This window comes from Micromonospora sp. NPDC050686 (genome assembly GCF_040654475.1).
GTDB lineage: Bacteria > Actinomycetota > Actinomycetes > Mycobacteriales > Micromonosporaceae > Micromonospora.
The window spans coordinates 26,303-53,015 of sequence record NZ_JBFAID010000020.1 but is presented as its reverse complement, the minus strand read 5'-3'; the positions used below and the strand labels follow the sequence as shown (position 1 = coordinate 53,015).

Sequence of the window (26,713 nt, the reverse complement as noted above, 5' to 3'; positions counted from 1 at the left end):
CGTCGCTGGCGGGGAGGGGACCGTCCGGTCCCCTCCCCGCCGACGGCGGGTGGTCAGCGGCGGGACTCGTCGGTGTCCTGCCGCTGCGGGATGATCATCGTGGCCTCGGCGTCGTCGCCGGACGGCTGCCGCGGCGCCGTCGGCTGGGCCGGCTCGGTGGCCACGGTGGTGGGCTGGGTCCGGTCCGGGTCGTACGGGGCGACCGGCTGGGTCAGCTCCGCCTCGTCCGGGCGGGACACCACCTGGGTGCGCTCGGCGGCATCGTAGTCAGCCACCGGCTGGGTCGCCGCCGCCTCGTCAGTGGCCGGCGGGGCGGGCCGGGACGCGGCATCCCGCCGCCCGGCCTGGTACGCGCGGGCATGCGTGGCGATCGCCCGCGACTCCTGCTCGGCGCGGCCGAGCCAGGACTCCCAACGGCTCTGCATCGGCCGGACCAGCCCGCCGCCGACCCCGACGACGAGGATGCCGCCCACGGTGGCCAGCACCGCGATCAGCACCGGCGTGGTCACCGCGGTGGCGACCCCGATCTGGTTGAGGGCGGCGATGACGCCCAGACCGAGGATGAACACCGAGGCGATGGTGGCCAGCACCCGGCCGTACGACAGGCCGCCGAGGGCGCTGCCGATGATGTCCTTGACGGCCGTGGCGATCGCCGCGGCGACCACGACGATGACGATCGCGACGAAGGCGCGCGGCAGCCAGGCGATGACCCCCGCGATCAGGTCGGAGACCGGGTTGGGTCCCCAGATGCCGAAGGCGAGCTGCAGGGTGACCAGCAGCACCGCGTAGCAGGCGAGCTGGGCGACCAGGTCGCTGGCGTCGTACCGGGAGCGGGCCAGGGCGGCCTTGATCCCGCCGCGCTCCACCGCCCGGTCGAAGTGGACCCGCTCCAGGAGCTTGTCCACGATCTTCCGGATCGCCTTGGCGACGAACCAGCCGACCACCAGGATCGCCACGAAGGCGAGCGCCTTGGGCAGGAAGAGCATCACCGCACGGAACGCGTCACCCACCGCGTCGCCGAATCTGTCATTCATATGGGTCCTCCACAACAGCGTCGTCAGCGTGAACCGCCCCGAGCTACCCGGACGGGTCGAGCCGGAAACGCCGGACGGCCGGCGGCTCAGATGGCCGTGGCGCCGGCCACCTTCCAGTCCCCGCCGTCCGGCACCAGCACCAGCACCACCCGGTTCTGGTCGACCTTCTCCCCCGCCGTGCTGACGTTGCGCCGGTACTGGTTGAGGTACACCAGCAGTTCCACCCGGTCGGCGGCGGCGGTGACCACCCCGGTCGAGGAGACCTCCGCCAGCACCACGGCCTGCTGCTTCGTGGCGGTCTGCCGCAACGCCCCGGTGGTCTGCGCGTACTCGGCGGCGAAGTCGCCCGTGGTGAAGGTCCGCCCGTTGGCGACGCTGTCGTCGAAGGTGCGGTAGTCGTACGAGAAGATGGCCTTGGCCGCGGCGGGAGCGGTGGCCAGGGCCTGGCGTACGGCCCTGTCCCGCTGCGTGGCGCGGTGGTCGCCCCACCAGGCGAGACCGGCGACGGTCGCCGCGACAACGATCGCGATGACGAGGGACGGGACGAGCCCGGGCCGTGAAGGCCGCCGGCGGGCGAGTGCGGCGAGGGTACGCATCGATCCTCCTGGTGTCATCCGACGAACTGCAGCCGGGAGACGAGCCACTGGCCGGAGTCCTGGTCCCGCACCATGTCGACCTGGATCCGGTAGTGCGACGGCCGCCCCTCGGGCGCCTTGACGTTCTTCACGGTGGCGTCGACCGCCACCAGCACGACGGCCCGGTCCCGGTCACCCGAGACCAGGCCGGCCCGTAACACCGACCCCCGCGACTCGACCTTGTTCTCCACCACCGCCGTGCGGACCTGGGACCGGCCCCGGGTGAACTCCTCCTTGAAGTCGCCCGTGGCACCGGTGGAAATGCGCTGCAGGTCCCGGTCGACGCTGGCGGAGCTGACCGAGACGAAGTTGACGCTGGCCTGCTTGGCGGCGGCCACCGCCTGCTGACGGGCCTGCTCCACCGCCCGGTCGGTGTACCACCGGTGGCCGAGGACGCCGGCCGCGGCGAGGGCGGCGGCGAGCAGCGCCACGAGCAGCCCGACAAGGATCCGCCGCCGGCCCCGGGCCGCCGGCTCGGCCCCGTCCGCCAGCTCCGCCGGTAGCGCCGGCTCGGCGGTGCCCACCCGCTTGCCCGCCGACGAGCCGGCGGCCGCGTCCGGCCCGTTCACGGCCGGGTCGGCGGTGGTGCCCTCCGTCGGCCCGGGTTCGACGGCGTCGGTCGGGCCCTCCACCGCCGCCGGATCGTCGACGGGTGACGGCTCGTCGGCCGACACCGGCTCGTCCACCGGGTCGTCGGCCGCCCGGCGAAGGTCCGCCCAGCCACGCTGCGCGGTCCCGGTCGTGTCCCGGGCGACGGCCCCGTCCGGGTCGTGGGTGGGGTCGACGGCCGGTTCCTCGTCCAGCCGTTCCAGCAGGTTCTCGATGTCCCCGGGTGGGGCCGGCCGGGCCGCGTCCCGGCGCGGCGCTGGGATGCCGGCCTTGGCTCCCTTGATCACCCTCAACGCCCGGTCCTTGCGCGCCTGCACAGGTCCTCCCTCTCCGTCGCCGGTCACGGGGTCACCCCGGCCAGCAGCAGTTGCTTCCACGACTGCTCTCCCGCCATGGCGTACTGGCCGCCGGTGCCGCCGAACTGCAACGGCCGGCCGTCGGAGCCGACCACCAGGCCGGTCGCCGGGTCGTACCCGCCGTCGGCGGTCCCGGCGGGCGGCGCGGGGGCCGGGGGCGGGGCGGGGTCGCGACCGCCCGGCCGGGGCGCGTTGGCTTCGCCACGTACGCTGGCGCCGGCCGCCCGGTCCCCGGCACCGCACCGGGTGCTCCCGCCCTGGTAGACGCAGGACGGCGGGTCGTCGACGTTGACCACGAGGCCGAGGTGGGCGGTGCCGTCGCCCGGGGTGACGGTGAACCCGCCGGCCACCGCGATCGGGTAGACGACGAGGGCCTGCTCGATGCCGGGCAGCCGCCGGGCGGCGATGCCGTTGACCGTCACCAGGTTGCCCAGCAGGGTGCCGATCGTCGGTTCCAGCCCGCGCAGCAGCGCGACCAGTTCCCGCCCGGCCGGCGGGCCGGCGGCGAGCAGCCGGCGCAGGTCCGGGTCGGCCTCGCGCACGGTGGCGGCGAGCGCGGCCAGGCCGGCCGCCCATCGGCGCAGCGCCTGCGCCGACTCGGCCTGGGTGGTGAGCACGGTACGGCCGTCGCGGATCAGCGCGAGCGTCTCCGGCAGCCGGGCGTCGGCCTCGGTCAGCAGCGCGTCGCCCGAGTCCAGGATCCGGGCCAGGGCCGCCTCGTTGCCCTCGAACGCCGTGCCCAGCTCGGTGATCAGCACGTTGAGGTCGTCCGCGTCGAGGGAGCGGACCAACGCGTCGAGGTGGGTCAGCAACGCCTCCGGGGCGAGCGGGACGCCGGTGCGGTCGGCCGGGATCACCGCGCCGTCACCGAGGTACGGCCCACCGTCGCGCTCGGGACGCAGGTCCACGTACTGCTCGCCGACCGCGGACCGCTGGGCCACCACCGCCCGCAGGTCCCGCGGCACCGCCACGCCACGGCGCAGCCGCAGGTCGGCGCGGACCCCGGTCGCACGCAGGTGGACCGCGGTGACCCGGCCGATCGGCACACCCCGATAGGTGACCGGGGCGTTGGCGAAGATCCCGCCGGCGCGGACGAGATCGAGGTGCACCACGTAGACCCCGCCGAGCAGCCGTTCACCGAGGCCCACGTAGCGGATCCCGACGTAGCCGATGCCAAGGACGCTGACCAGCACGAACGCCAGCACCTGAAGTTTCACCACCCGACTGGTCACGGCTGGCCTCCCCCCAGCAGGTCGGTCAGGCCGCCGACCTGGCCGGTGACGGCGCCGGTCACCGGCAGGATGCACGGGGCGGTGAGGACCGTGTTGCGCGGCAGTTCGGTGCCGGCCGGGAACGCGGTGCCCGCCGGCACCACGCCGGTGGGCAGGATCAGCCCGCCGACGGGCACCGGGGAGCCGGGCTTGAGCAGCGCGCAGCCCTCCGGGAGCTGACACTCCTGCGGCGGGGTCCACGTCGCCGGTAGGTTCGCCGGGTCGGGCAGACAGTCCAGGCCGGGCAGGTCCGGCAGCTTCGGCAGTTGCGGCAGCGACGGCAGTCGCGGCGTGGGGCCCGCGCCCGGCTCGGAGGCCGGCCGGCCACTCGCCGGCGGCGAGGGACCGGGCGCCGTCGGGATGGTGGGGCCCTTCGGCGGGATCGCCGGCCGGGCCGGTGCGGGTGCCGCGGCGACCAGGTTGGCCAGGATGCGGGCCGCATCCAGGTCGGCGGTGACGGACAGATTGACGAAGTCGCCGACGATCGCGCCGGTCACGTTGGGCGGGAACGGGTACGACAGCATGAAGTCCAGCGACTTCGGCAGGTCGTCGCCGGCCCGGACCAGCTGGGTCAGGATCGGTTGCAGCGCCTTGACGCTGGCCAGGGTGTCGTCCCGGCTGCGCTCGACCACCCGGGTGCCGACCCGCCCCAGGTCGCCGAGGGCGGTCAGCGCGGCGGTGAGCTGCTCGCGCTGACCGGCGAGCACGGTCAGGCCCGGGGCGAGGGCGTCCACCGCGTCGCCGAGCACCTGCCGCTGCCGGGCCAGCCGCTCGGTGAGCCGGTCCAGCGCCTCGATCGCCCGGACCAGGTCGGCCTTCTGCCGGTCGAGACCGCCGATGAACGTGTCGAGCTGGCGCAGCGCGTCCCGGACACCGGCCTCCCGGCCCGCCAGCGCCGCGCCGAGTTCCCGGTTGATCGTCCGCAGCTGGGCCAGCCCGCCGCCGTTGAGCAGCAGCGCGAGCGCGGCCAGCACCTCCTCCACCTCGGCGCCCCGGTCGGTGCGCGACAGCGGGATGACGTCGCCGTCGGCGAGCCGGCCGGTCGCCCCGGCCGGGGGCGGTGCCACGGTCACGTACTTCTCGCCGAGCAGGCTGCTCTGCCGCACGGCGGCGGTCGCGTTGGCCGGCAGCCGCACGTCGCGGCCGAGGCGCAGGGTGACCCGGGCGGTCCAGCCGGCCAGGGAGATCCGCTGCACGCTGCCCACGGTCACGTCGTCGACCTTGACGGCGGCCTGCGGGACCAGGTCGAGCACGTCGGAGAACTCGACGGTCACCAGGTACCCGTCCCCCTTCGGCGCGCCGCCGGGCAGCGGCAGCTCGGCCAGGTCCGGCAGGCCGCAGCCGGCGGGCAACAGCGCCAGGACGACCGCGGCGGCCAACGCCCGCAGGCGTCCGGCGGTCACGAGACACCCCGCAGGATGCCACCCAGGGTGGGGTCGGGGTTGGTGGTGGGGCCGCCCGGCACCACGTCGGGGACCGGCCCACCGGGAGAGCTGATTGGAGGATTACCCGGTGGTGCCGTGCCGGTCGCCGGGGTGCCGGGCGGCAGCTTGAGCAGCTTGCGCAGCTGGTCGGTCAGGGGCAGGCCACGCTGACGCAGGGTCTGCGCCAGCGCGGTGCAGGTGGCGGGCACCTGGGCGGGCGCCTGGTCGACCAGCAGCGAGCAGACGAAGCTCGCCGGGTCGTACGGGCCCAGCGCGTTGTCCCGGGTGTCCAGGGTGCCGGAGCGTGGGTTGTAGGACAGGGCGAGGTTGTTCAGCGCCAGCGGCGCCACGTCCAGGATGTCGATGATCGCCTGCTGCTGCCGGACCAGGACGCCGGTGACGTCGGCCAGCGCGGCGACGTTCGAGGTCAGCGCCGCGCGGTTCTGCTTGACGAAGGTGGTGACGTCGGCCAGCGCGGTGGCGAGGTGGCGCAGCGCGGCGGCCAGCTCGTCGCGTTCGGCGGCGAGCTGCTCGGCGACGTCGGCGAGGCGCTGGTTGAAGGCGCGTACCTGCTGGTCGCTGCGGGCCAGCGCGGTGGTGAACTGCTGCAGGTTGGCGACCGAGCCGAACAGGTCCTGCCGGCCGTCGGCGAGGGTGGTGAGCGCCCGGGAGAGCCCGTCGAGGGTGTCGTGCAGGGCCTGCCCATTGCCCTCCAGGTTGGCCCGACCGGTGGCGACCAGGTCGGACAGGGCACCGTCGCGGTTGGCGCCCTCGGGGCCGAGCATCCGGTTGAACTCGTCGAGCGCCTGGTAGATGTCGTCGATCTCCATCGGCGTCGCGGTCCGCTCCACCGGGATCTCGGCGCCGTCGGTCAGGGTGGCGCCGCCGGCGTACGCGGGTGCGAGCTGCACGTACCGGTCGCTGACCACACTCGGCGGAATGATCAACGCCTGCGCGCCGGCGGGGATGTCGAGGCCGGGGTCGTAGCTCATGGCCACCCGGACGGTGCGGCCCTGCGGGGTCACCTCGACCACCTCACCGACCCGGACGCCGAGCACCCGCACGTCCGAGCCGGGGTACACCCCGACGGCGCGGGTGAAGTAGGCGACCACCCGCCGGGGCGGGGTGCCGTCGCGCAGCACGATCACGCCGACGACGACGGCGAGCAGCAGGACGGTGGCGGCGGCGACCGGTCGACGCCAGCGCCGGAACGGATCGGGCATCAGCGGCCTCCCGTGGTGGGCACGTAGGGCTGGAGCAGCCCCTGCACGTACGAGTCGAACCAGCGGCCGTTGCCGACCACGTTGGCGAAGGCGGTCACGAACGGCGCCATCCGCTGCACCGTCCGCTCCAGGTCGTCGCGGTTGCGTTGCAGGATGGCGACGACCTCCCGTAGCTGCCGCAGCGCCGGTTCGAGCTGGGCACGGTTGTCGGCGACCAGCCCGGACAGCTGGGTGGACAACTCGGCGGTGCCGACCAGCAGGCGGTGGATGGCGTCCCGGCGGCGGATCACCTCGGCCAGCAGCTTCTCGCCGTCGGCGACCAGCTTGCGGAACTCCTCGTCGCGGTCGGCGAGGACCTTGGTGACGTCGCGGGCGCGGGCGAGCAGGGCCCGCAGCTCCGCGTCCCGGTCGGCGACGGTGCGGGACAGCCGGGACAGCCCGACCAGCGAGGTGTTGACGCTGCCGGGGGTGTCGGCGAACGTCTCGGACAGGGTGTCGAACGCGGCGGCGAGCTGCGCGGTGTCGACCTTGTCGAGGGTGCCGGCGAGTCCGCTGACCGCCTGGACCACGTCGAACGGCGCGGCGGTGCGGGACAGCGGAATCTGCCCGCCCTCCGGCAGCCGGCCGGGCCCGTCGGGGGCCAGCGCCAGGTACTTCTGCCCCAGCACCGTCTTGATCCGGATCGTCGCGCCGGTGTCCTGGCCGAGGCGTACGCCGTCGTCGTCGACCAGGAACCGGACCCGCACGTACGGCCGGGCGTCGCGGGCCAGTTCCACGGCGGTCACCTTCCCCACCCGCACGCCGGCCACCCGTACCTCGTTGCCAACGGCCAGGCCGCTGGCGTCGGAGAAGGCCGCCTGGTACGACCGGCTGGTCAAGGCGGCCAGCCGGTCGAGCTGGAACGCGCCGAGCAGGGCGGCGACGAGCACCGTCAGGCTGATCGCGCCGACGGCAACGGGGTTGCGTTCCCGGAACGGTTTCACTGGACGCCTCCGGTGGCGCAGCGGGCGGCCGGCGCGCTGAAGCCGGCCGGTTGCAGGGGTGCCCGACCGGCGACCGCGACCCGGCCGTCGAAGTCGCAGAGGTAGAAGTTGAACCAGGAGCCGTACGAGGCGACCCGGGTGAGCTGCTGGTAGCGGTCGGGCAGCCGGCCGAGGGTGCCGTCGATGACCGCCGCGTTGCGGTTCAGGTTGCCGGCCAGCTCGCCCAGTTCGCGTACGTCCGCTGCCAGCGGTGGCCGGACGTCGGCGAGCAGCGAGGAGGTGGCGTCGGTGAGCTCGCCGATGCTGACCAGGGACTCGCCGATGGCGGTGCGGTCGGCGGCCAGGCCGGAGACGAGCTGTTGCAGCTGGGCGATGCTCTGGTCCAGGTTGCTGTCCCGCTCGGCAAGGGTGCCCAGGACCTGGTTGAGGTTGGTGATGACCCGGCCGATCACCGCGTCCCGGTCAGCGAGGGTGTTGGTCAGCGAGGCGGTGTGCCGCAGCAGGCCGGCCACGGTCCCGCCCTCTCCCTGCAGCACCTGGATGATCTCGTAGGCGAGCTTGTTGACGTCGTCGGGGCTGAGCGCGGTGAACAGCGGCCGGAAGCCGTTGAACAGCACGGTCAGGTCCAGCGCGGGCGCGGTCTGGGCCAGCGGGATGACAGCGTCGGGGCGCAGCGGCCGGCCGTCGCCGGGGCCTTCGCTCAACGCCACGTACCGCTGGCCGACCAGGTTGCGGTAGCGGATCTTCGCGCGGACGCTGGTGGCGACCGGCACGCCGTCGGTGACCGTGAAGGCCACCTCGGCGACGTGGTCGTCGACCACACTGATCCGGCTGACCCGGCCCACCTTCACGCCGGCAACCCGCACGTCGTCGCCGGGGAGCAGGCCGGTGACGTCGGCGAACCGGGCGCGGTAGGTGACCCCGCCGGGCGGGAACGCGCCCAGGGTCTGGGCGAGCAGCGCGGTCAGCAGCAGGGTCACCGCGCCGAAGAGCGCCAGTTTCACCAGCGGGCCGGTCGTCCTCACGGTCATCGGGTGTTCACCACCCCGCCGCGCAGCAGCGGCCCCCAGAGCAGGACCGCAATGTCGGGCACCTCGGCCGGCGGTGTCCCGGTCACCGCGCCGACGAGCGGCTTGACCAGGGCGCGTTCCTCGCCGGTGCCGGCCTGGCCCATCGCTGGCGAGCCGGCCGGCGGTCCCGCCGGGCGGGCGGCGGACGCTCCCGGCACGCCGACCGGCAGCAGCGATCGCGGCCGGTCGCCGCCGTAGTCGTAGCCGTCGTTCACGGGCACCTCGGGGGCCGGCTGGTGCGGGTCGGGCAGGCCGCGACAGTTGGGGCCGTTGTGCGCCCCGTAGACCGGTTCGTCGCGTCCCCGCTCGTACCTGCCGCCGTCGCGGGTGACCTCCAGGGTGATGTGCATCCGGCCCCCGGCGAAGACCTCCTCGACGCGGGGTTGCAGGTCGACCAGGCCGCTCATCAGGCACGGGTATTCGGGGGCGTAGGTGGCGAGCAGTTCCAGCACCGGGCGGCTGACCGCGCCGAGCCGGATCAGCTGGTCGTCGTGCCGGTCGAGGAACTCCCGGGTGACGTCGGCGGTGTCGGTGGTCTCGGCGAGGAACGCTGCGAGCTGCCCCCGCTGGTCGGTGACGGTGCGGGCGGTGACGGTGACGTCGCGCAGCAGGGCCAGCAGGTCGGGCAGGGCGGCGTGGTAACTGTCCAGCACCACGGCGAGCTTGCGGACGTCCTCGGCGATCGTGGGCATCTCCGGGTTGACCTGCTTGAGGTACTCGTCGAGGCGGACGACGTTCGCCCCGATCCGCTCGCCCCGGCCCTCAAGGGCGGTGGACAGCGCGCCCAGGGTGGTGGCGAGTTGGTCGGGGTGGATCGACTGGAGCAGCGGCAGCGCTCGGTCGAGCACCCGTTCCAGCTCGATCGCGGTGCGGCTGCGATCCTGGTCGATGGCCGCGCCGTCGCGGATCGGCCCGGTGCCGCCGCCGGCGGGCGGGACGAGTTCGACGTACCGCTCGCCGAAGAGCGTCTTGGGCAGCAGGCGGGCGGTCACGTCGGCCGGGATCAGGGCGGTGGTCTCCGGGTTCAGGGCCAGCCGCAGGGTTGCCCCGGCCCCCGCGCTGGCGACCGAGCGCACCTCGCCGACGACGACGCCGCGTACCTTGACGTCGGCGCCCGGGCTGAGCTGCGACCCGGCGCGGGTCGCGTGCAGGGTGACCCAGGTGACCGGGGTGAACGCCTTGCGGTACTGCAGCACCGAGCCGGTCAGCGCGGCGGCCAGCACGGCGATGAAGACGATGCCCAGGATGCGATGTCTCATGTTCACCCCGCGATCCGGACGGTGGTGGTGGCGCCCCAGATGGCCAGTGACAGGAAGAAGTCGACGATGTTGACCGCCACGATGGCCAGCCGCACGGCCCGGCCGACCGCGACGCCGACCCCGGCCGGCCCGCCGCTGGCGGTGTAGCCGTACCAGCAGTGCACCAGCACCACGATCACGCTGAACACCAGCACCTTGCCGAAGGACCAGAGCACGTCGCCGGGGGGCAGGAAGAGGTGGAAGTAGTAGTCGTAGGTGCCGGCGGACTGTCCGAAGTAGTGCACGGCGATGGTGCGGGTGGCGAGGTAGCTGGTGAGCAGGCCGATGACGTACAGCGGGATCACCGCGATGAACCCGGCGATCATGCGGGTGGTGACCAGGAACGGCAGGGACGGCACCGCCATCACCTCGAGGGCGTCGACCTCCTCGGAGATCCGCATCGCGCCGAGCTGGGCGGTGAATCCGCAACCCACCGTGGCGGACAGCGCCAGCGCCGCGACCAGCGGCGAGATCTCCCGGGTGTTGAAGTACGCCGACACGAAGCCGGTGAATGCGCTGCTGCCGATCTGGTTGAGCGCCTGGTAGCCCTGCAGGCCGACCTCGGTGCCGGTGAAGAAGGTGAGGAAGCAGATGACGCCGACGGTGCCGCCGAGCACGGCCAGGGCGCCGGAGCCGAAGCTGACCTCGGCCAGCAGCCGCAGCACCTCCCGCCGGTAGCGGCGTACCGTGCGCGGCGCCCAGGCGAAGGCGCGCAGATAGAAGGCGAGCTGGCCGCCCAGGTCGTCGAGGATCCGCAGCGCCGGCACGTCAGCTTCCCTTCTGTGGTACGAGCTGGAAGTACACGGCCGTGACGACGAAGTTCAGCGCGAACAACAGCATGAACGTGATCACCACGCTCTGGTTCACCGCGTCCCCGACACCCTTCGGGCCCCCCTTGGCGGTCATCCCCTTGTAGGAGGCGACCAGTGCCGCGGTGGCCCCGAACAGCAGTGCCTTGACCTCGCCGACCAGCAGGTCGGGCAGCTGGCCCAGGGCCTGGAAGCTGGCCACGTACGCCCCGGGCGTGCCGCCCTGCAGGATCACGTTGAACAGGTAGCCGCCGCTGACGCCGACCACGCTGACCAGTCCGTTGAGCAGGACGGCGACGAGCATGGCGGCGAGCACCCGGGGCACCACCAGGCGGTGGATCGGGTCGATGCCCAACACCTGCATCGCGTCCAGTTCCTCGCGGATCTTCCGCGAACCGAGGTCGGCGCAGATCGCCGAGCCACCCGCACCGGCGATGATCAGCGCGGTGACGATCGGCCCCGCCTCCCGCACCACGGCGAGCACCGACGCGGCGCCGGTAAACGACTGCGCGCCGAGTTGCCGGACCAGCGAGCCGAGTTGCAGCGCGATGACCGCGCCGAAGGGGATGGAGACCAGCGCGGCGGGCAGGATCGACACCGAGCTGATGAACCAGGCCTGCTGGACGAACTCGCGGACCTGCACCGGCCGGCGGCCGAGGCCCCGCAGGGTGTCCAGGCAGAACGCGAAGAACTCGCCGGTGCGGCGGACCGCGGTGACGGGGCCGTTCATCCGGTCACCTCCCGATGCCGACCTTCGGCGATGAGCTGCCCGTCCAGCTCAACGGTGAGTCGCTCGGCGACGGGCACGCCGTCGAACGAGCCGGCGGGCGGGGTGACGCCGTTGGCCCGGCACCACTGCCCCGGTGGGCGTTGCGCCTTCCGGGGCCGGCCGTCCGACGGCGGCAGTTGCAACGGGATCGGTGGCAGCGGCGGCAGTTCGACCCCGGCGTCCGCCTCGGCCTGCAACTCGTCGGCGTCCTTCTCCTCGGCCATGCCGATCGGGCCGACCCGCTGGGCGTTGAGGAACTGCCGGACCACCGGCTCGGTGCTGGACAGCAGCATCTCCCGCGGCCCGAACATGGCCAGGTGGCCGTGGTAGATCAGGCCGATGTTGTCCGGCACGGTCCGGGCCGTGTTGATGTCGTGGGTGACGATCAGGAACGTCGCCTCGGTCCGCTGGTTGAGGTCGATGATGAGCTGGTTGAGGTAGGCCGTGCGGACCGGGTCGAGCCCGGAGTCCGGCTCGTCGAAGAGGACGATCCGCGGGTCGAGCACCAGCGCGCGGGCCAGCCCGGCGCGTTTGCGCATCCCGCCGGAGATCTCCCCCGGCAGCTTCCGCTCGGCGCCGACCAGGCCGACCATCTCCAGCTTCTCGGTCACCACGGACCGAATCTGCGACTCGGACCTGCGGGTGTGCTCCCGCAGTGGAAAGGCCACGTTGTCGTAGATCGTCATCGAGCCGAACAGCGCGCCGTCCTGGAACAGCACGCCGAACAGCTTGCGCACCTCGTAAAGGTCGCGTTCGGAGAGTCGGGGCAGGTCCTTGCCCTCGATGACGATCGAGCCGGCGTCGGGTCGCAGCAGCCCGACGAGGGTCTTGAGGAAGACCGACTTGCCGGTGCCGGACGGGCCGAGCAGCACCGAGATCTCACCTGCCGGCAGGGTCAGGCTGATGTCCGACCAGACCGGCCGGCCACCGAAGGACTTGCTCAGGCCCCGTACGGCCACCTCGATGCCCATCAGCCCTCCTCTCGCCGCGCCCACTGGGTCATCGGCGGAAGGCGCCCAGACGCAACAAACTACTTTTCGCCAGAAGAAGGTGACGCAAGGTGAGCTAGGCAAAGTGGCGCGGTTGTCGATAACGTGCGGCGAACCACCCGGTAACGAAGGTGCCTCGCATCCCCATGACCACAGCGATCGATCCCGAGCTCGTGCGTCGGGCCGCCGAAGGCGACCGGGCGGCGACGGCGGCCCTGCTCACCGACGCCCGGCCGCGGGTGGTCCGCTACTGCCGGGCCCGCCTCGGGCGCATCGGCGGGGCGTACACCACGGCCGACGACGTGGCCCAGGAGGTCTGCCTCGCCGTGCTGCGGGCCCTGCCCGGCTACCGGGAGCAGGGCAGGCCCTTCTCCGCGTTCGTCTTCGCCATCGCCGCGCACAAGGTGGCCGACGCCCAGCGCGCGGCGGTACGCGACGCCACGGTCGCGGTCACCGACAGCCCGCTGGAGCAGCCGGACAGCGCCCCCGGGCCGGAGCAGCAGGCCCTCGCCACCGACCTGGCCCGCCGCTTGTCGGTGCTGCTGGACCGCCTGCCGGACGTGCAACGGGAGATCGTCACCCTCCGCGTCGCGGTGGGGCTGCCCGCCGAGGATGTCGGCGCCATCGTCGGTATGACGGCCGCCGCCGTCCGGGTGGCCCAGTCCCGCGCCCTGGCCCGGCTCCGTACCCTGGCCGCGGACGGACTCGACGAGGTGGCGGCATGAGCGGGCGCGGTGACGACGGCGGCGCGGAGCGGGAACTGTCCCCGCTGGTCGGCGACGACCTGCTGCTCGACGCCCTCGGCCGGGGCGAGCCGGCACCCGACGGGGACGACCTCGCGGCGCTGCTGGCCGCCTGGCGTACCGACCTCGACACGGACCCGCCGGAGCTGACCGGCGACGCGGTCCCGCCGGCCGGAGCGGTCCGGCCCGGGGCGCCGCCCGCGCCCCGGCGGGCCGTGGTCACGCCGCTGCCGCCGCGGCGGCGGGCGGTCCGGCTGGCCGCCGCGGCGGTGACCGGGGTGCTGCTGCTGACCGGACTCGCGATCGGCAGCCGGTCGGCCGGCCCGGCCAGCCCGCTGTGGTCGCTGACCAAGGTGCTCTATCCGCAGCAGGCCGAGGTGCGCGGCGTCGAGCGGATGGTCGAGCAGGCCCGCGCCGCCGTGGCCGCCGGCCGGTACGACGAGGCCCGGCAGCTCCTCACCCGGGCCCGGGCGGCCCTGGCCGGGATCGACGACCCGAACGAGGTGGCCCGGCTGCGCGCCGAGATCGACGCCGTGCAGCGGGACCTCGCGGCCCGGATGTCGCCGCCCCCGCCCGCCACCGCCGCGCCACCGGCGTCGCCCGCGCCACCGGCGTCGCCCGGCCCAGCGGCGTCGCCCGGGTCAGCGGCGTCGCCGGCGGCCGGCCCGTCCGGTGCCGCCCGCCCGCCCGCCGGCCGGACCACCCCGGCGGCTCCGGCCGGGGCGGGTAGCGCACCAGCGCCCGCGGGCTCACCCACGGCCACCCCGACCCGGTCCCCCGACGGCCGGCCGCTGCCACTGCCCGAGTTGTCGCTGCCGCTGCCCACCGGGTCGCTGCTCTCGCCGCTGCCCGGCCTGCCGCTGCCCAGCGTGGACCTGCTGGACTGAGCGCCGGCACGACCCATGGGCGGTGAGCGGGACCGGTGGTCCCGGTCGGCACCGCGACCACCGGGTGCCGGCTCAGGTGGCCGGGCGCTCCCGGTCCGCCGCCCGGCCGAGGGCGACCATCCGCAGGGTCTCCTCCCGGCGGCGCACCAGCAGCACCCCGGCCAGGAAGGTAACCGGCGGCACCAGCACCAGCACCGCCCACTGGGCCGGCACCAGCGGGATCATGTGTCCCATGTGGGCGGTGGAGGTCACCCAGCCGGCGAGGGTGCTGTCGATGACCAGCGCGAGCGTGGCGACGGGCGCCAGCAGGACCGCGATCCGCCGGCGGATCGCCGGGGCCAGGGAGAGCACGGCGACCAGGGCCGCGACGGCGGCGACCGCCAGGCCGGCGACGTAGAGCCAGATCACCAGCTCGCTGCTGGCCTCAAGGCCGTAGAGGACGTACGAGGTGTACGGCCGGTTGGGGTCGGCCGGGTTGAAGCCGGGTGCCGTCAGCCGGCTGGTCTCCAGCACCGCCACCACCGCCAGCGACGCCAGCACCAGGGCCAGCAGGCGGCGTACGCCGAGCACGGCGAGCCCTCGGCGGGGCGCGGCGACGCTCAACGCGACGGCCATGACCACGGCGAGGGCGAGTTGGGGCAGGGTGTCCACCACGTACGTCGGGTTGGCGCCGGTCTGCGGCCCGACCAGCACCGCCCAGCCGACGACGGCCGCCCAGGCGAGGCCGGCGGCGAACCGGCACAGCCCGGCCAGGGCCGCGACGGCGACGCCCGCCCAGCCGGCCACCCGCAGCCAGTCGACCAGGTCGGGGCCGGCCGGTCGCCAGGCCGGCGGCAGGGCCGGGTCGACGACCGCCTGGTCGAGCAGGCCCTTGGCCGCGGCGGCGAAGAGCAGCAGGGCGGCCAGCACGCCGGTCACCGTCGACGCGTCGCCCCAGGCCGGCTCGGTGAGCCCCCGTGCGCCCACCCGCAGCCGGGCCCGCAGGCCGGCGCCGATCAGGTTCGCCGCCTCGGCGGCGGTGGGGTGGCGCTGCCCCGCCCGGGCGCCGTCGAGCAGGACGGCGAGCATCTCGTCCTCGTACACCCGGCGGTGTTCCCAGGGGTAGACGGCGAGCAGGCGGCGGTAGCGCCGCTCCAGGTCCGTCACGCCGCGCCTCCTTCCAGCAGCAGGCCGGCGCGGCGCAGCCGATCGCCCGCGGCGTCGGCGTGCCGGCGCAACCGGGTCGCCTCGTCGGCGAGCCGGGTCGCCCCGAGGGCGGTGAGCCGGTAGTAGCGGCGCAGCCGGGACTGCACCACCTCCTCCCGGTCCACCTCGATCAGGCCGTCGGCGCGCAGCCGGTCGAGCACGGCGTAGAGGGTGCCGGCGCGCAGCCGGACCCGGCCGTCGGAGATGCGCTGGACGTCCTCGATGACGGCGTATCCGTGCTGGGGTGTCTCGGCCAGCGCGGTGAGGATCAGGAACGTGGGTTCCCGCAGGGGGCTTTCTGCCATGCAGACAGCATATACAACTAGCCGGTATATACACAGCCCCGTCAGCTCGGCGGGCCCCGGTGGCCGTCGCCCTCGGCGCCGATCGCGCTGCCGGCCACCGGGCCGCGGCCCGCGCCGAGCGGCACGCCCTGCTCGCCGGGCCGTTCCGCGCCCGGCTCCTGGCGCGGGTGGGCGCCCTTGACGAACTCGTCGAAGAACCGCAGCAGCTCGACCGGGAACGGCATCACCAGGGTGCTGTTCTTCTCCGCCGCCACGTCCACCATGGTCTGCAGCAACCGCAGCTGGTACGCGCCTGGCGTGTCGGCCATCGCGCGGGAGGCGTCGGCCAGCCGGCGGGAGGCCTGGAACTCGCCGTCGGCGGCGATCACCCGGGCCCGGCGCTCGCGCTCCGCCTCCGCCTGGCGGGACATCGACCGCTTCATCTCCTCCGGCAGCGCGACGTCCTTGACCTCCACCCGCTCGATCAGCAGGCCCCACGGCTTCTCGGTCGGCGCGTCGATCACCGCCTTCAGTTCCGCGTTGATCGAGTCCCGGTCACGCAACAGGGTGTCCAGGTCGGCCTTGCCGATCACCGAACGCAGGGCGGTCTGCGCGACCTGGAGCACCGCCGACTGGTAGTCGCGCACGTTGACCAGGACCTTCACCGGGTCGACGACACGGTAGTAGACGACGGCGTCGACCGTGAGGGTCACGTTGTCCCGGGTGATCACCCCCTGCGCGGGCACCCCGATCACCGTGGTCTGCATGCTGACCCGGACCATCCGGTCGGCGACCGGAACGATCAGGTGGAAACCGGGCTGGCGGATGCGCTCCTGCACCCGGCCGAAGCGGAAGACGACGCCGCGCTGGTACTGCTGCACCAGGCGGACGCTCAGCGCGGCGAGCAGCGCCAGCACGACGATGACGACGACCAGCCCGACGAAGACGGCGGCGGCTGCCATGACCCCCTCGATCCCGGAGGCCCCCGCCTCCCGGCGCCGCGCATACCCACTCCGGCGCCGGCCAGTCCCACCCGGCGAGGGGCGTCGCAGCGGCGCCCGCCGATGAATTCCCGCCAGACCCCTGGCGCCGCGGTGACCGATGGCAATATCCTCCACTCCACGCGCGGTACTTGGAGCTCCTTTTCACACCCCCGACGCGCCCCGCGTGGGCCACCGAGGAGACCCGCCATGCACTTCGACCATCCCGAACTCGACCGCCGGACCCTGCTGCGGGCCGGTCTGGGCGCCGCCGCGGTCGCGGTCGTCGGCAGCGAGCTCGCCCTCCCGGGCGCCGCACGGGCCGCCGCCGGCGCCGACCTCGACTGGATCATCAGCTGTGCCGAGTGGGGCGCCCGCCCACCGGCGGACCCGCTGTCGATCAGCGCCATCGCCACCAACAAGATCATCGTCCACCACATGGCGTTCCCCAACGTCACCGACTACTCCGAGGAGCACGCCAAGCAGCTCGCCCGGGACTGCCAGGACCTGCACCTGGACGGCAACAAGTGGTCGGACACCGGGCAGCACTTCACCGTCAGCCGCGGCGGGTACGTCCTCGAGGGACGGCACGGCAGCCTGGAACGGCTCGCCGCCGGCGACCGGCAGATGATCTCCGCGCACTGCCCCGGGGAGAACGGCCGGGCGATCGGCATCGAGAACGAGGGCACGTACGTCAGCGACACCCCACCGCAGCAGCTGCTCGACTCGCTGGTCAAGCTCTGCACCACCATCTGCACGCAGTACGGGCTGCACGCCCACGACATCTTCGGCCACTGGGACTTCCGCGCCACGCTCTGCCCGGGCGCGACGTTCTACCGGGAGTTCCCCGCCCTGCGCCGCCGGGTGTTCGCCGCCCTCGGCACCGACCTGGCCGACGTGCCGGCCCGGCGCTGGCCGGACATCTGGCGCTTCGTCGGCGGCCCGGTGGTGCGGGTGGCGCAGTACCTGCTGGCGTACCGGGGCTACCCCGTCCCGGTGACCGGGGTCTTCGACGCGAACACCGTGGCGGCCGTGCAGGACTGGCAGTACCGCAACGGCATCCCGGTCGACGTGGACGCCACGCTGACCGCGCCGACCTGGGAGACCCTCGCGCCGGAGCTGGGCAAGGACGCCACCGGCGTCCCGGTCAGCGCGGTGCAGTTCATGTTGAACTCCAAGGGCTACGCCGAGGTGGCCGTCACCGGCGAGTACGACCACGTGACCAAGAAGGCCCTGCAGGACCTGCAAGGCCTGCACGGGCTCGATCCCAACGGCAAGGTCGGCACCACCACCTGGTGCGCCCTGGTCGGCGGCGTGGTGCGTCAGTCGTTCCGGGAAGGCTGACCGGCCGCGCGGACTGCGGTGGGGGTGGCAACGGCGCCGCCCCCACCGCGTACGCCCATCGGCGTGCCGCGCCGTCCCGTACCCGGACACCCGCCGCCGGCCGCGCACTGTCAGGTGTAGCGGCGCGAATACCGGGAATTCGGCCCCGCCTGGGGACGAGACGGGAGGGGTCATGGAGAGTCGCGCCAAGGCGGCGGGACACGCCGTCCACCCGGTGCTGATCGTGTTCCCGCTGGGGTTGCTCGTCACGGCGGTGATCTTCGACATCCTGTATCTGATCACCGATCGGACCGGGTTTCAGATCTCGGCGGCGTACACGATGGGCGTCGGAATCCTCGGCGGCCTGCTCGCCGCGGTCTTCGGGTTGATCGACTGGCTGGCCATACCGGCCGGTACCCGGGCCAAGCGGATCGGGGCGGTGCACGGCGCCGGCAACGTCGTCGTCGTACTGCTGTTCGCGCTGAGCTGGCTGGTGCGCCGCGCCGCGGACAACTGGGACCCGAGCGCGTTCGCGCTGATCCTCAGCTTCGTGGGCGTCGTCCTGATCGGGGTGACCGGCTGGCTCGGCGGCGAGCTGGTGGAGCGGCTGGGCGTGAGCGTGAGTGACAACGCCGGGGTCGACGCGCCCAGTTCGCTGTCGCACCGCTCCTCCGGTCGCGCCCGCGCCTGACGGCTGCCGGCTCGCCCGGCCGGCGCCGTACCGGACCGGTCCGGCCGGGGCCGGGCTCCCGCCCGGATCCCCCGACAGCACCGGTCGCGGCTACCTGTCTCGTCGTGGCGCGCGGTCCTCCGCGTCCGTCCGATCGAGCCGCAGGTATGCGCCGATCCGCCGCAGGGCGAGCGTGCGGGGCCGGCACATCGGCACGTGACAGATCACGCAGACCCCGTGGCGGTGCTCATGGGCCGCGACCGTGCGCTGGTCCGCGGCGACGGCGCGGACCTCAGCGATGCTGGTTTCCCGTTCGATCATGTGTGAACCTCCTCCCGGGCGCACCGGGAAGGCGTCTGACGGCGACCGGCGGGGCGTTCGCCGAACGGGTGGATGAGGGAGGGACGCGACGGAGGTCGCCGCCGGCGCGCCGGAACCGGCGCGCCCCCACGCACGGCCGACTTCCTCACCGCGGGGGCGGCCCGGGCGGCGCCGGTCACTGGTGGACTGCCGGCGCGGGCTGGCGTGCGGTTCAGCGGCCGAGGACGTACGGCGGCGGTGGTCCGCTCAGTCCGGTCGCACTCCCGGCTCCGCCGAGCATCCGGTGACGGCCGGCGGCGAGGCCGCGGGGGCGACCGTCGAGGTGAACTCGGGCAGCCACGGGCCGGAGCCGGTGTCGCCCTGGCCGCCCGGCCCGTCCACCGAGCCGCGGTGGGTGTCGCCACCGACGCCGACGGCATCCGCCGGGCCGGCGATGCCGGTCGGGTCGGAATGCCCGGGAGGCGCCGACCGGCCACCCGCGGCGAACCGGGCCGGCCCGGCCGTGGATGTCCGGTCGACGGTGGACCGTGGCGACTCGTCGGCGCGGCAGGAGACGAAGCGGTGTCGACCGGCGGTGAACACGAAGCCCTGGGCCGGTGCGGCCGGCCCGGCGCTCCGGGGCGCGACCGGGTCGCGCCCGACCGAATCGGCGGTCACCTCGCTGGTCTCCGGTCCGTCGGGCGTGACCGCCGGGTCGGGCGCCGTGGGCGTCACCTGCGGCTCGGGCACGGTGGGCGCCGCACCCGGCCCGGGCACGGCGGGTGTCACCTGGCCGGGCGCGGTGGGCGTCGGGTCAGGGGTGGGATGCGTCGGCCTCGGACCAGGCACGACGGGCCCGCCCCCCGGACCGGGCGCGGCGGGGCCGTCGACGGGAGCGTGGCCCCGGCTCGGCCCGGGCGCGGGTGGGGCCGGCCGGTGGGTGAGTCCAGGCGGCTTCGGCCGCGGGGTCGGCGACGACGGCTTTCCACGGGCGGGCGGGTCGGGCCGGGCGGCACGACCCGGTCCCGGTTGTTGCCCCCGCTGCGGGGTGACGGCCTTCGGCGGCGCCACCGGGGGTCCACCGTGGTCGCGGGCGTGCGGCGCGGGGCCGGGCCGGGGTGCCGCCGGCCGCGCTCCGTCCGCACGAGCCGGCGACGGAACTCCGGGCTGCCGGCGTGGGGTGTCGCCACGGTGCGGCGCCGGGCGGGCGACGTGCTCCGCTCGGGCACCTGGCGTCGGGCGGCCCGGTTCGGCCCGCGCGCCCGCCGTGGGGCGGCCCGGTTCGGCCTGCGCGGCGTCCGGGGAGAGGGCGTCGACGGCGATCCAGGCGCCGAACGCGCCACAGATCAGCAGCAGCCCGCGCAGCGTCAGCCTGGCCAACCATTGGCGGCGCTGTCGCGGCACGTGACCCCCCTGGTAATTGCCGACAGGTTGATCCTCGGTGTCGCGGGCCGCTGCGTGAAGCCGCCGCCCGGGATTGTCGTCATCTGCAACAACAGGAGGTCGTCGGCACCGAAGGTACCGGTCCGACGACGTCGGTTCCGACCCACGCTACCGACGAACCGGCAGTCAACCGTCAACCGTCGGGGCAGCTTCGGGGCAGCAGACGGTCAGGGCACGGGGGACGACGCGCACCTTCAACCGGTCGGTCTCGCCCCGGGCGCCGCCGTCCAGCTCGTAGGTCAGTGGCGTGTCCAGCCGTACCTTGATCTTCCGGCCCCGGGTCATCCGCACGTACGGCGAGTCCGCCGACCGGCCGGCGGCCATCCGGCCCAGCGTGCGGGCCCACTGCACGGCGCCGGCCGCGGTGCTCACGCCGACGTCCAGGCAGCCGTCGTCCGGGCGGGCGTCGTCGAACGCCGGGATGCCGCCGGTGATCGTGCCGACGTTGCCGAACAGCACGCAACTGGCCTCGCCGTCGAACCAGTCGGCGCCGTCCACCCGGATCCGGGTGCGCACCGGGCGGCCACCGACGTGCCGCAGCCCGGTCCAGACGTACGCGAGGCGACCCAGCCGGCCCTTGAGTTCCCGGTCCGCCTCGGCGATCATCTCGCCGTCGAAGCCGGCGCCGGCCATCACCGCGAAGTGTTCGCCGTTGACCCTGCCGAGGTCGAGGGCGCGCCGCCGGCCGTGCAGGCCGATCCGCACCGCCTCGGCCAGGTCGGCCGGGACGTCCAGGTTGGTGGCGAACAGGTTGGCGGTGCCGGCGGGCAGGATCGCCATCGCCGTGCCGGAGCCGGCCAGCGCGTCGGCCCAGCGTTGCACCATGCCGTCCCCGCCCCAGACGAAGACCAGATCGGCGCCCGCACGCAACGCCCGGCGAACCTTCTTCGGCGCCTTGCGGCTCTTGGGCACCTCGTACCAGAGGGGCTTGTCGACGCCGGCGGCGGCGAGGGTGGCGCGCAGCTCGGCCAGGCCGCCGCCGAGAACCTTGCGGCGGTGCGCGACGACCGCCACCCGGCCGGCCGGTGGTACGGCGCGGGGGTCCGCGCCGGTGCTCGTGTTCACGGTCGGTCCTGGTACCCGCAGCGCCGGTTGGTTATGCACCGCGCCGGCCAGCCGTGCGGACCCGGGCGATCACGGGGAGACTGACGGCATGACCTGGGCTCGCCGTGCCGTACCACTCGCCGCCGCCGCGCTCGCCGCCCTCGCCGCACGCGACCTGACCCAACGCGACCACGCGCTGCGACGCAACTTCCCGGTGCTGGGCCGGGCCCGCTACCTGCTGGAGTCGATCGGGCCGGAGCTGCGGCAGTACATCGTGGCGGCCAACGACGAGGAACGGCCCTTCACCCGGGACCAGCGCCGCTGGGTGTACGCCTCGGCGAAGCAGGAGAACAACTACTTCGGCTTCGGCACGGACAACGACATCGAGTACAGCGCCGGCTATCCGATCATCAAGCACCGCACGTTCGGCCGGGCCGTGCCGCCGTCCGCCCCGACCGCCGGGCAGGAGGTGCGGCTGCCCTGCGCCAAGGTGCTCGGCGGGGCCCGTGGCCGGGCCCGGGCGTTCCGTCCCGAGTCGGTGGTCAACATCTCGGGGATGAGTTTCGGCTCGCTGTCCGGTCGGGCGGTCGAGGCGCTCAACCGCGGCGCCGCCCTGGCCGGGTGCCTGCAGAACACCGGTGAGGGTGGGCTGTCGCCGTACCACCGCAACGGCGGCGATCTGGTGTTCCAGCTCGGCACCGCGTACTTCGGCTGTCGCGACGAACGGGGCCGGTTCAGCCTGGCCCGGTTGAAGGAGCTGGTGGCCGGCGCGCCCGTGCGGGCCCTGGAGATCAAGCTCAGCCAGGGCGCCAAGCCCAGCCTCGGCGGCCTGCTGCCCGGGGCGAAGGTGTCCGCGGAGATCGCCGCCACCCGGGGCATACCGCGCGGGCGGGACTGCGTGAGCCCGTCCCGGCACGCCGAGTTCGACGACTGCGACAGCCTGCTCGACTTCGTGGAGCTGCTCGCCGCCGAGACCCGGCTGCCGGTGGGCATCAAGTCCGCCGTCGGCGACCTGGGCTTCTGGTCCGAACTGGCCGACCTGATGCGGGACACCGACCGCGGGGTCGACTTCGTGACGATCGACGGCGGCGAGGGCGGCACCGGGGCCGCCCCGCTGATCTTCACCGACTCGGTGTCGTTCCCCTTCCAGCAGGGCTTCGCCCGGGTCTACCGGACGTTCGCCGAGCGGGACCTGCACGAGCGGGTGGTCTTCGCCGGCGGCGGCAAGCTCGGCCTGCCGGACAACGCGATCGTGGCGTTCGCGCTCGGTTGCGACCTGGTCAACGTGGGCCGCGAGGCGATGCTGGCGATCGGCTGCATCCAGGCCCAGAAGTGCCACACCGACACCTGTCCGACCGGGGTGGCGACGCAGCGCGCCTGGCTGGCCCGGGGGCTGGACCCGGCGCTGAAGTCGGTCCGCGCGGCCAACTACCTGAAGACCCTGCGCCGCGATCTGGTCAAGGTCGCGGAGGCCTGCGGGGTCGAGCATCCCGGGTTGATCGACACCTCCGCCGTGGAGATCCTCCAGGGCCGCACCGGCTCCGCCCCGCTGCGCGACGTGTACGGGTACCGGCCGGAGTGGGGACTGCCCTCCCCGGCCGACCGGGCGGAGATCGTGCGGCTGATGACGGCCGAGGCGCCGCAGGGCGGCAGCGCCCCGCCCTCACCGACGGCGCAGCGGTAATACGCTGCACCGATGACCACCGAGTCCGACCTGCGGCTGCCCGACGGCTCCACCCTGCACGTGTACGACACCGGCGGCGCCGACCGGCTCGCCGTGTTCTGGCACCACGGCACGCCGAACATCGGCGCCCCGCCGGAGCCGCTGTTCGCCGCGGCCGACCGGCTCGGCCTGCGCTGGGTCTCCTACGACCGGCCCGGCTACGGCGGCTCCAACCGGCGGCCTGGGCGGGACGTGGCCTCCGCCGCCGGATACCTCACCGCGGTCGCCGACGCGCTCGGCATCGACCGGTTCGCGACGGTGGGGCACTCCGGTGGCGGCCCGCACGCGCTGGCCGCCGGGGCGCTGCTGCCGCACCGGGTGGTGGCCGTGGTCAGCGGCGCCGGCCTGGCGCCGTACGGGGTGGACGGGCTGGACTGGTTCGCCGGCATGATCCCGTCGGGGCAGGCGTCGCTGCGCGCCGCGCTGGCCGGTCGCGCGGCCAAGGAACGGTTCGAGCACGCGGGTCACGAGTACGACCCGGAGTTCACCGAGGCCGACCTGGCCGCCCTGGGTGGGGCGTGGGCGTGGCTGGGCGGGGTGGTCGGCCCGGCCGTCGAGAACGGCCCGGGCGGGCTGGTCGACGACGACCTGGCGTACGTGGGGCGGTGGGGTTTCGACCCGGCCCGGGTCCGGGTGCCGGCGCTGCTGATGCACGGCGGCCGGGACGGGATGGTGCCGGCAGCGCACGGCCGTTGGCTCGCCGATCACATCCCGGGGGCGACGTGGTGGCTGCGCCCGGCCGACGGCCACCTGTCGATCCTCAACTCGGCCGAGGCGGCCCTGGAGTGGCTGCGCGAGCGGGCCGGCTGACCGCCACCGACGATGTGTCGGGGTGTGTTGGGCCGCGTCATGCGACTGTCAGATGGGAAAAGCCCGGAAGTTCACAAGGGACGCCATCCGAGATTGATGTGCCGGTATCCATGGGTTAGGGATGGTCTCACCCGGCCATTCGCTGTGATCATCATCCGGTTGACCGATGACGGGCCACCGGTCGGTCGTTACCCGAGTGGCGCTCATCACCGCAGAATATGAGCACGTCAATGCCGGTGCCTCGGATGAAAGGCGCACTACATGATAAAACGACCGAACCGCAGGTCAGGCAAGGGATCACGAGCCCTCGGCCTGGCAGCCGCCGGCGTCCTGGTGGCTGCACTGCTGCCCGGCGCGACGGCGTCCGCCGACACCGACCCCCGGGTCGGCCTCGGCGGGGGTTGGCTCGACGCCCAGAGCGCGAGCAGCAACCTGGATCTGTTGGCTCACCGCGACAAGCCGGCCGGTTTCGTCGACCCGACCAACCCCGGAAACGGTAGCTACTACTCGTCGGACTTCGCGTTCGGCGGCAAGTACGCCATCCTGGGCAACTACAACGGTTTCAACATCGTCGACGTCTCCCAGCCCGACAACCCGCAGCTCGTCACCAGCGTGGTGTGCCCGGGTGGGCAGGGCGACGTCTCGGTCTACGGCAACCTGCTCTTCATGTCCGTGGAAGAGACCCGGGGACGCCTCGACTGCGGCACGAACTCCAGCGTGGGCACGCGGTTCCAGGGCGTGCGGGTGTTCGACATCTCCGACGTGCACAACCCGGTGCAGGTCTCGGCGGTCCAGCTCTGCCGCGGCTCGCACACGCACACGGTGGTGGCCGACCCGAAGGACTCGGCCAACGTCTACGTCTACGTGTCGGGCACCGCGTCCGTGCGGCCGGCGACCACGATGGAGGGCTGCAACAACGATGCGGCGACCGCGGAAAACCCGTCGCGGTGGCGGATCGACGTGATCAAGGTGCCGCTCGCGGCACCGCAGCAGGCGGCCGTGGTGAACCAGCCGCGGCTGTTCCAGGACCCGGCGACCGGCCGGGTCGACGGCCTGCAGAACGGGCCGGTGAACTCCCGGCACCCGTCCGGTGCGACGTGGTCGCCCTCGCCGAACACCAACGCCTGCCACGACATCACCGCGTACCCCGAGATCGGCCTGGCCGCCGGCGCCTGCCAGGGCAACGGCATCCTGATCGACATCTCGGACCCCGCGAACCCGGTGCGGATCGACGAGGTCGCCGACCCGAACTTCGCCTACTGGCACTCGGCGACGTTCAACAACGACGGCACCAAGGTGATCTTCACCGACGAGTGGGGTGGCGGTAGCGGGGCCCGCTGCCGCGACACCGACGCGCCGGAGTGGGGCGCCAACGCGATCTTCGACATCGCCGACCGGAAGATGAAGTTCGCCAGCTACTACAAGCTGCCGGTGCCCCAGTCGCTGCAGGAGAACTGCGTCGCGCACAACGGCTCGCTGATCCCGGTCCCCGGCCGCGACATCATGGTCCAGGCCTGGTACCAGGGCGGGCTGTCGGTGTTCGACTTCACCGACTCGACCAACCCGCACGAGATCGCGTACTTCGACCGGGGCCCGGTCGACCCGACGCGGCTGGTGCTCGGTGGGTTCTGGTCGGCGTACTGGTACAACGGCAAGATCTACGGCAACGAGATCGTCCGCGGTCTCGACGTGTTCGGGCTGAAGCCCAGCGCGAACCTGTCGGCGGCGGAGATCACGGCCGCCTCGCAGGTCCAGCTGAGCGAGTTCAACGCCCAGCACCAGCCGAAGGTCACCTGGACGCCGAGCTTCGCGGTGGCGCGTGCCCACTACGACCAGCTCGTCCGGGCCAACGCCATCGGTCACCCGCTGAAGTCGCAGGTTGACCAGTTCCTGCAGCGGGCCGAGCGCTTCAAGGCCAACGGCCAGCGCGACGCCGCGGTGTCGCAGCTGCAGGAGGTCGCCGGCAAGCTGACCGCTCCCGAGCACCAGAAGCTGAAGCAGGCGATCAGCGACCTGGCGGCATCCCTGTGATCCGCTGAGTCACCCCGTCACAGGAGGGCGCCCCGGCTCGTACCCGAGCCGGGGCGCTCTTTCGTCGTCGGGAGGGTCAGCGCATCTTCGCCAGCATGCCGCGCATCCGCTGGATCTCGATGCTCTGGTCGGCGTCCACGTCCCGGGCGAACCGGTCGCTCGCCGACTCGACCCCGCCGCCGGAGGCGTACAGCTCCCGCACCATGGTCAACGCACCCTCGTGGTGGCGGATCATCGACTCCAGGAACAGCCGGTCGAAGGCGGCCCCGCGCGCCGCCTTGAGCTGCGCGAACTGCTCGTCGGTGAGCATCCCCGGCATGGGCCGGTCGTGTCCGGCGTGGGCGGCCGGCGTCGGCTCGCCGCGCTCGGTCAGCCACTGCTCCATCAGCTTGATCTCCTCGGTCTGGGAGGCGTCGATCCGCTTGGCGAGCATGGTCACGTCCGGGTTGGTGGTCCGGCCGGCCAGCAGCGCGGTCATCTCCAGCGCCTGGGCGTGGTGCGGGATCATCTGCTGGAAGAACCGCCGGTCGGCGGCCTTGTGCTCCGGCGGCGCGATGCTCGCCAGTTCCTCGGGCGACAGCGAGCGGCCGGACTGACCGGGGGCGCCCGGCTGGACGATCCGGTCCGCCGCAGCCGGCCGGGGCGGCTGATCGGGCTCGCCGCCGGTGAGCTGGACGGCGGCGAACGAGCCCACCCCGACGGCGACTGCGGCGGCGCCGGCGGCGAGGACGAGGCGACGGGACAAGACCATGGTCAGACTACCTATCCGGGTGGGAGCTGCGGGGCCAGTGGAAGCCCATGGTGCATCACCCGCGGCCCC

General features: G+C 73.7%; 26 protein-coding genes. 7 read left to right on the top strand and 19 right to left on the bottom strand.

What is annotated here, in order from left to right; translation table 11 throughout:
• Positions 1–53: 53 nt before the first annotated feature.
• The 12 genes from AB0H57_RS15825 to AB0H57_RS15770 all read right to left on the bottom strand — a co-directional run bounded on the left by AB0H57_RS15825 (position 54) and on the right by AB0H57_RS15770 (position 12,452).
• Positions 54–1,034 carry a hypothetical protein gene (locus AB0H57_RS15825; protein WP_357506882.1) on the bottom strand — a complete coding sequence of 327 codons (981 nt, stop codon included), beginning with the start codon at positions 1,032–1,034 and terminating at the stop codon, positions 54–56.
• 86 nt (positions 1,035–1,120) lie between these two features.
• Complete coding sequence (locus AB0H57_RS15820) at positions 1,121–1,630, bottom strand: hypothetical protein (protein WP_357506880.1); 510 nt, start codon at positions 1,628–1,630, stop codon at positions 1,121–1,123.
• A 14-nt stretch (positions 1,631–1,644) separates the two neighbouring features.
• The gene (locus tag AB0H57_RS15815) at positions 1,645–2,595 is read right to left on the bottom strand and encodes a hypothetical protein (protein WP_357506878.1); all 951 of its coding nucleotides are present in this window, start codon (positions 2,593–2,595) and stop codon (positions 1,645–1,647) included.
• Between the two features lie 23 nt (positions 2,596–2,618).
• Positions 2,619–3,866 carry an MCE family protein gene (locus AB0H57_RS15810; RefSeq protein ID WP_357506876.1) on the bottom strand — a complete coding sequence of 416 codons (1,248 nt, stop codon included), beginning with the start codon at positions 3,864–3,866 and terminating at the stop codon, positions 2,619–2,621.
• Positions 3,863–5,308 (bottom strand): MCE family protein, encoded by a 1,446-nt coding sequence (locus AB0H57_RS15805; protein ID WP_357506874.1) that lies wholly within the window; start codon positions 5,306–5,308, stop codon positions 3,863–3,865. The genes AB0H57_RS15810 and AB0H57_RS15805 overlap by 4 nt, the downstream gene beginning before the upstream one ends.
• Positions 5,305–6,552 carry an MCE family protein gene (locus tag AB0H57_RS15800; protein WP_357506872.1) on the bottom strand — a complete coding sequence of 416 codons (1,248 nt, stop codon included), beginning with the start codon at positions 6,550–6,552 and terminating at the stop codon, positions 5,305–5,307. Before AB0H57_RS15800 ends, AB0H57_RS15805 begins: the two co-directional genes overlap by 4 nt.
• Positions 6,552–7,535: an MlaD family protein gene (locus AB0H57_RS15795; RefSeq protein WP_357506870.1), complete on the bottom strand. Its 984-nt coding sequence runs from the start codon at positions 7,533–7,535 to the stop codon at positions 6,552–6,554. The genes AB0H57_RS15800 and AB0H57_RS15795 overlap by 1 nt, the downstream gene beginning before the upstream one ends.
• Complete coding sequence (locus AB0H57_RS15790) at positions 7,532–8,566, bottom strand: MlaD family protein (RefSeq protein WP_357506868.1); 1,035 nt, start codon at positions 8,564–8,566, stop codon at positions 7,532–7,534. The genes AB0H57_RS15795 and AB0H57_RS15790 overlap by 4 nt, the downstream gene beginning before the upstream one ends.
• Positions 8,563–9,864, bottom strand: coding sequence for an MCE family protein (locus AB0H57_RS15785; RefSeq protein WP_357506866.1), 1,302 nt, complete (start codon positions 9,862–9,864; stop codon positions 8,563–8,565). The genes AB0H57_RS15790 and AB0H57_RS15785 overlap by 4 nt, the downstream gene beginning before the upstream one ends.
• Positions 9,865–9,866: 2 nt before the next feature.
• Entirely contained in the window at positions 9,867–10,670 is an 804-nt protein-coding gene (locus AB0H57_RS15780) for an ABC transporter permease (protein WP_357506864.1), read from the bottom strand.
• Position 10,671: 1 nt separating this feature from the next.
• Positions 10,672–11,442, bottom strand: coding sequence for an ABC transporter permease (locus AB0H57_RS15775; protein WP_357506862.1), 771 nt, complete (start codon positions 11,440–11,442; stop codon positions 10,672–10,674).
• Positions 11,439–12,452, bottom strand: coding sequence for an ABC transporter ATP-binding protein (locus AB0H57_RS15770; RefSeq protein ID WP_357506860.1), 1,014 nt, complete (start codon positions 12,450–12,452; stop codon positions 11,439–11,441). The genes AB0H57_RS15775 and AB0H57_RS15770 overlap by 4 nt, the downstream gene beginning before the upstream one ends.
• A 164-nt stretch (positions 12,453–12,616) precedes the next feature.
• Here AB0H57_RS15770 and shbA point away from each other — a divergent pair, with 164 nt between their 5' ends.
• Together shbA and AB0H57_RS15760 are read left to right on the top strand one after the other, a co-directional pair.
• Positions 12,617–13,195 (top strand): RNA polymerase sigma factor ShbA, encoded by a 579-nt coding sequence (shbA, locus tag AB0H57_RS15765; protein ID WP_357506858.1) that lies wholly within the window; start codon positions 12,617–12,619, stop codon positions 13,193–13,195.
• Positions 13,192–14,100 (top strand): anti-sigma-D factor RsdA, encoded by a 909-nt coding sequence (locus AB0H57_RS15760; protein WP_357506856.1) that lies wholly within the window; start codon positions 13,192–13,194, stop codon positions 14,098–14,100. Before shbA ends, AB0H57_RS15760 begins: the two co-directional genes overlap by 4 nt.
• A 72-nt stretch (positions 14,101–14,172) precedes the next feature.
• On the opposite strand, the gene AB0H57_RS15755 is transcribed toward AB0H57_RS15760, so the two are convergent.
• From AB0H57_RS15755 to AB0H57_RS15745, 3 genes are read right to left on the bottom strand one after another with little or no spacing between them, the layout of a single operon-like run.
• Entirely contained in the window at positions 14,173–15,246 is a 1,074-nt protein-coding gene (locus AB0H57_RS15755) for a hypothetical protein (RefSeq protein ID WP_357506854.1), read from the bottom strand.
• Complete coding sequence (locus AB0H57_RS15750) at positions 15,243–15,590, bottom strand: PadR family transcriptional regulator (RefSeq protein ID WP_357506852.1); 348 nt, start codon at positions 15,588–15,590, stop codon at positions 15,243–15,245. Before AB0H57_RS15750 ends, AB0H57_RS15755 begins: the two co-directional genes overlap by 4 nt.
• Positions 15,591–15,631: 41 nt before the next feature.
• Positions 15,632–16,531: an SPFH domain-containing protein gene (locus AB0H57_RS15745; RefSeq protein WP_357506850.1), complete on the bottom strand. Its 900-nt coding sequence runs from the start codon at positions 16,529–16,531 to the stop codon at positions 15,632–15,634.
• Positions 16,532–16,759: 228 nt separating this feature from the next.
• Between AB0H57_RS15745 and AB0H57_RS15740 the strand changes: the two genes are divergently transcribed.
• Positions 16,760–17,893, top strand: coding sequence for an N-acetylmuramoyl-L-alanine amidase (locus tag AB0H57_RS15740; RefSeq protein ID WP_357506848.1), 1,134 nt, complete (start codon positions 16,760–16,762; stop codon positions 17,891–17,893).
• 172 nt (positions 17,894–18,065) lie between these two features.
• Positions 18,066–18,563: a DUF2231 domain-containing protein gene (locus AB0H57_RS15735; RefSeq protein WP_357506846.1), complete on the top strand. Its 498-nt coding sequence runs from the start codon at positions 18,066–18,068 to the stop codon at positions 18,561–18,563.
• Positions 18,564–18,653: 90 nt separating this feature from the next.
• On the opposite strand, the gene AB0H57_RS15730 is transcribed toward AB0H57_RS15735, so the two are convergent.
• From AB0H57_RS15730 to AB0H57_RS15720, 3 genes are all read right to left on the bottom strand, one after another.
• Positions 18,654–18,863, bottom strand: a complete 210-nt coding sequence (locus AB0H57_RS15730; protein WP_357506844.1) for a hypothetical protein — start codon at positions 18,861–18,863, stop codon at positions 18,654–18,656.
• A gap of 246 nt (positions 18,864–19,109) precedes the next feature.
• Complete coding sequence (locus AB0H57_RS15725; RefSeq protein WP_357506842.1) at positions 19,110–19,619, bottom strand: hypothetical protein; 510 nt, start codon at positions 19,617–19,619, stop codon at positions 19,110–19,112.
• A 792-nt stretch (positions 19,620–20,411) separates the two neighbouring features.
• Positions 20,412–21,350, bottom strand: a complete 939-nt coding sequence (locus AB0H57_RS15720) for a diacylglycerol kinase family protein (RefSeq protein ID WP_357506840.1) — start codon at positions 21,348–21,350, stop codon at positions 20,412–20,414.
• Between the two features lie 88 nt (positions 21,351–21,438).
• Between AB0H57_RS15720 and AB0H57_RS15715 the strand changes: the two genes are divergently transcribed.
• The 3 genes from AB0H57_RS15715 (at position 21,439) to AB0H57_RS15705 (ending at position 25,893) form a co-directional block, all read left to right on the top strand.
• A complete protein-coding gene (locus AB0H57_RS15715; protein ID WP_357506838.1) occupies positions 21,439–23,013 on the top strand; it encodes an FMN-binding glutamate synthase family protein in 1,575 nt (524 codons plus the stop codon).
• A gap of 12 nt (positions 23,014–23,025) precedes the next feature.
• Positions 23,026–23,862, top strand: coding sequence for an alpha/beta fold hydrolase (locus AB0H57_RS15710; protein ID WP_357506836.1), 837 nt, complete (start codon positions 23,026–23,028; stop codon positions 23,860–23,862).
• Between the two features lie 261 nt (positions 23,863–24,123).
• Positions 24,124–25,893 (top strand): hypothetical protein, encoded by a 1,770-nt coding sequence (locus AB0H57_RS15705; protein WP_357506834.1) that lies wholly within the window; start codon positions 24,124–24,126, stop codon positions 25,891–25,893.
• A gap of 76 nt (positions 25,894–25,969) precedes the next feature.
• Here AB0H57_RS15705 and AB0H57_RS15700 read toward each other — a convergent pair whose 3' ends face one another.
• A complete protein-coding gene (locus AB0H57_RS15700; protein ID WP_357506832.1) occupies positions 25,970–26,644 on the bottom strand; it encodes a DUF305 domain-containing protein in 675 nt (224 codons plus the stop codon).
• Positions 26,645–26,713: the final 69 nt, after the last annotated feature.

Bases quoted from the DNA above. Each gene is read 5' to 3' on its own strand.
- AB0H57_RS15820 (WP_357506880.1), bottom strand. From the start codon at position 1,630: ATGCGTACCCTCGCCGCACTCGCCCGCCGGCGGCCTTCACGGCCCGGG.
- AB0H57_RS15745 (WP_357506850.1), bottom strand. From the start codon at position 16,531: ATGGCAGCCGCCGCCGTCTTCGTCGGGCTGGTCGTCGTCATCGTCGTG.
- AB0H57_RS15735 (WP_357506846.1), top strand. From the start codon at position 18,066: ATGGAGAGTCGCGCCAAGGCGGCGGGACACGCCGTCCACCCGGTGCTG.
- AB0H57_RS15790 (WP_357506868.1), bottom strand. From the start codon at position 8,566: ATGACCGTGAGGACGACCGGCCCGCTGGTGAAACTGGCGCTCTTCGGC.
- AB0H57_RS15775 (WP_357506862.1), bottom strand. From the start codon at position 11,442: ATGAACGGCCCCGTCACCGCGGTCCGCCGCACCGGCGAGTTCTTCGCG.
- AB0H57_RS15760 (WP_357506856.1), top strand. From the start codon at position 13,192: ATGAGCGGGCGCGGTGACGACGGCGGCGCGGAGCGGGAACTGTCCCCG.
- AB0H57_RS15710 (WP_357506836.1), top strand. From the start codon at position 23,026: ATGACCACCGAGTCCGACCTGCGGCTGCCCGACGGCTCCACCCTGCAC.
- AB0H57_RS15715 (WP_357506838.1), top strand. From the start codon at position 21,439: ATGACCTGGGCTCGCCGTGCCGTACCACTCGCCGCCGCCGCGCTCGCC.
- AB0H57_RS15825 (WP_357506882.1), bottom strand. From the start codon at position 1,034: ATGAATGACAGATTCGGCGACGCGGTGGGTGACGCGTTCCGTGCGGTG.
- AB0H57_RS15700 (WP_357506832.1), bottom strand. From the start codon at position 26,644: ATGGTCTTGTCCCGTCGCCTCGTCCTCGCCGCCGGCGCCGCCGCAGTC.
- AB0H57_RS15730 (WP_357506844.1), bottom strand. From the start codon at position 18,863: ATGATCGAACGGGAAACCAGCATCGCTGAGGTCCGCGCCGTCGCCGCG.
- AB0H57_RS15800 (WP_357506872.1), bottom strand. From the start codon at position 6,552: ATGCCCGATCCGTTCCGGCGCTGGCGTCGACCGGTCGCCGCCGCCACC.
- AB0H57_RS15750 (WP_357506852.1), bottom strand. From the start codon at position 15,590: ATGGCAGAAAGCCCCCTGCGGGAACCCACGTTCCTGATCCTCACCGCG.
- AB0H57_RS15740 (WP_357506848.1), top strand. From the start codon at position 16,760: ATGCACTTCGACCATCCCGAACTCGACCGCCGGACCCTGCTGCGGGCC.
- AB0H57_RS15770 (WP_357506860.1), bottom strand. From the start codon at position 12,452: ATGGGCATCGAGGTGGCCGTACGGGGCCTGAGCAAGTCCTTCGGTGGC.
- AB0H57_RS15705 (WP_357506834.1), top strand. From the start codon at position 24,124: ATGATAAAACGACCGAACCGCAGGTCAGGCAAGGGATCACGAGCCCTC.
- AB0H57_RS15785 (WP_357506866.1), bottom strand. From the start codon at position 9,864: ATGAGACATCGCATCCTGGGCATCGTCTTCATCGCCGTGCTGGCCGCC.
- shbA (WP_357506858.1), top strand. From the start codon at position 12,617: ATGACCACAGCGATCGATCCCGAGCTCGTGCGTCGGGCCGCCGAAGGC.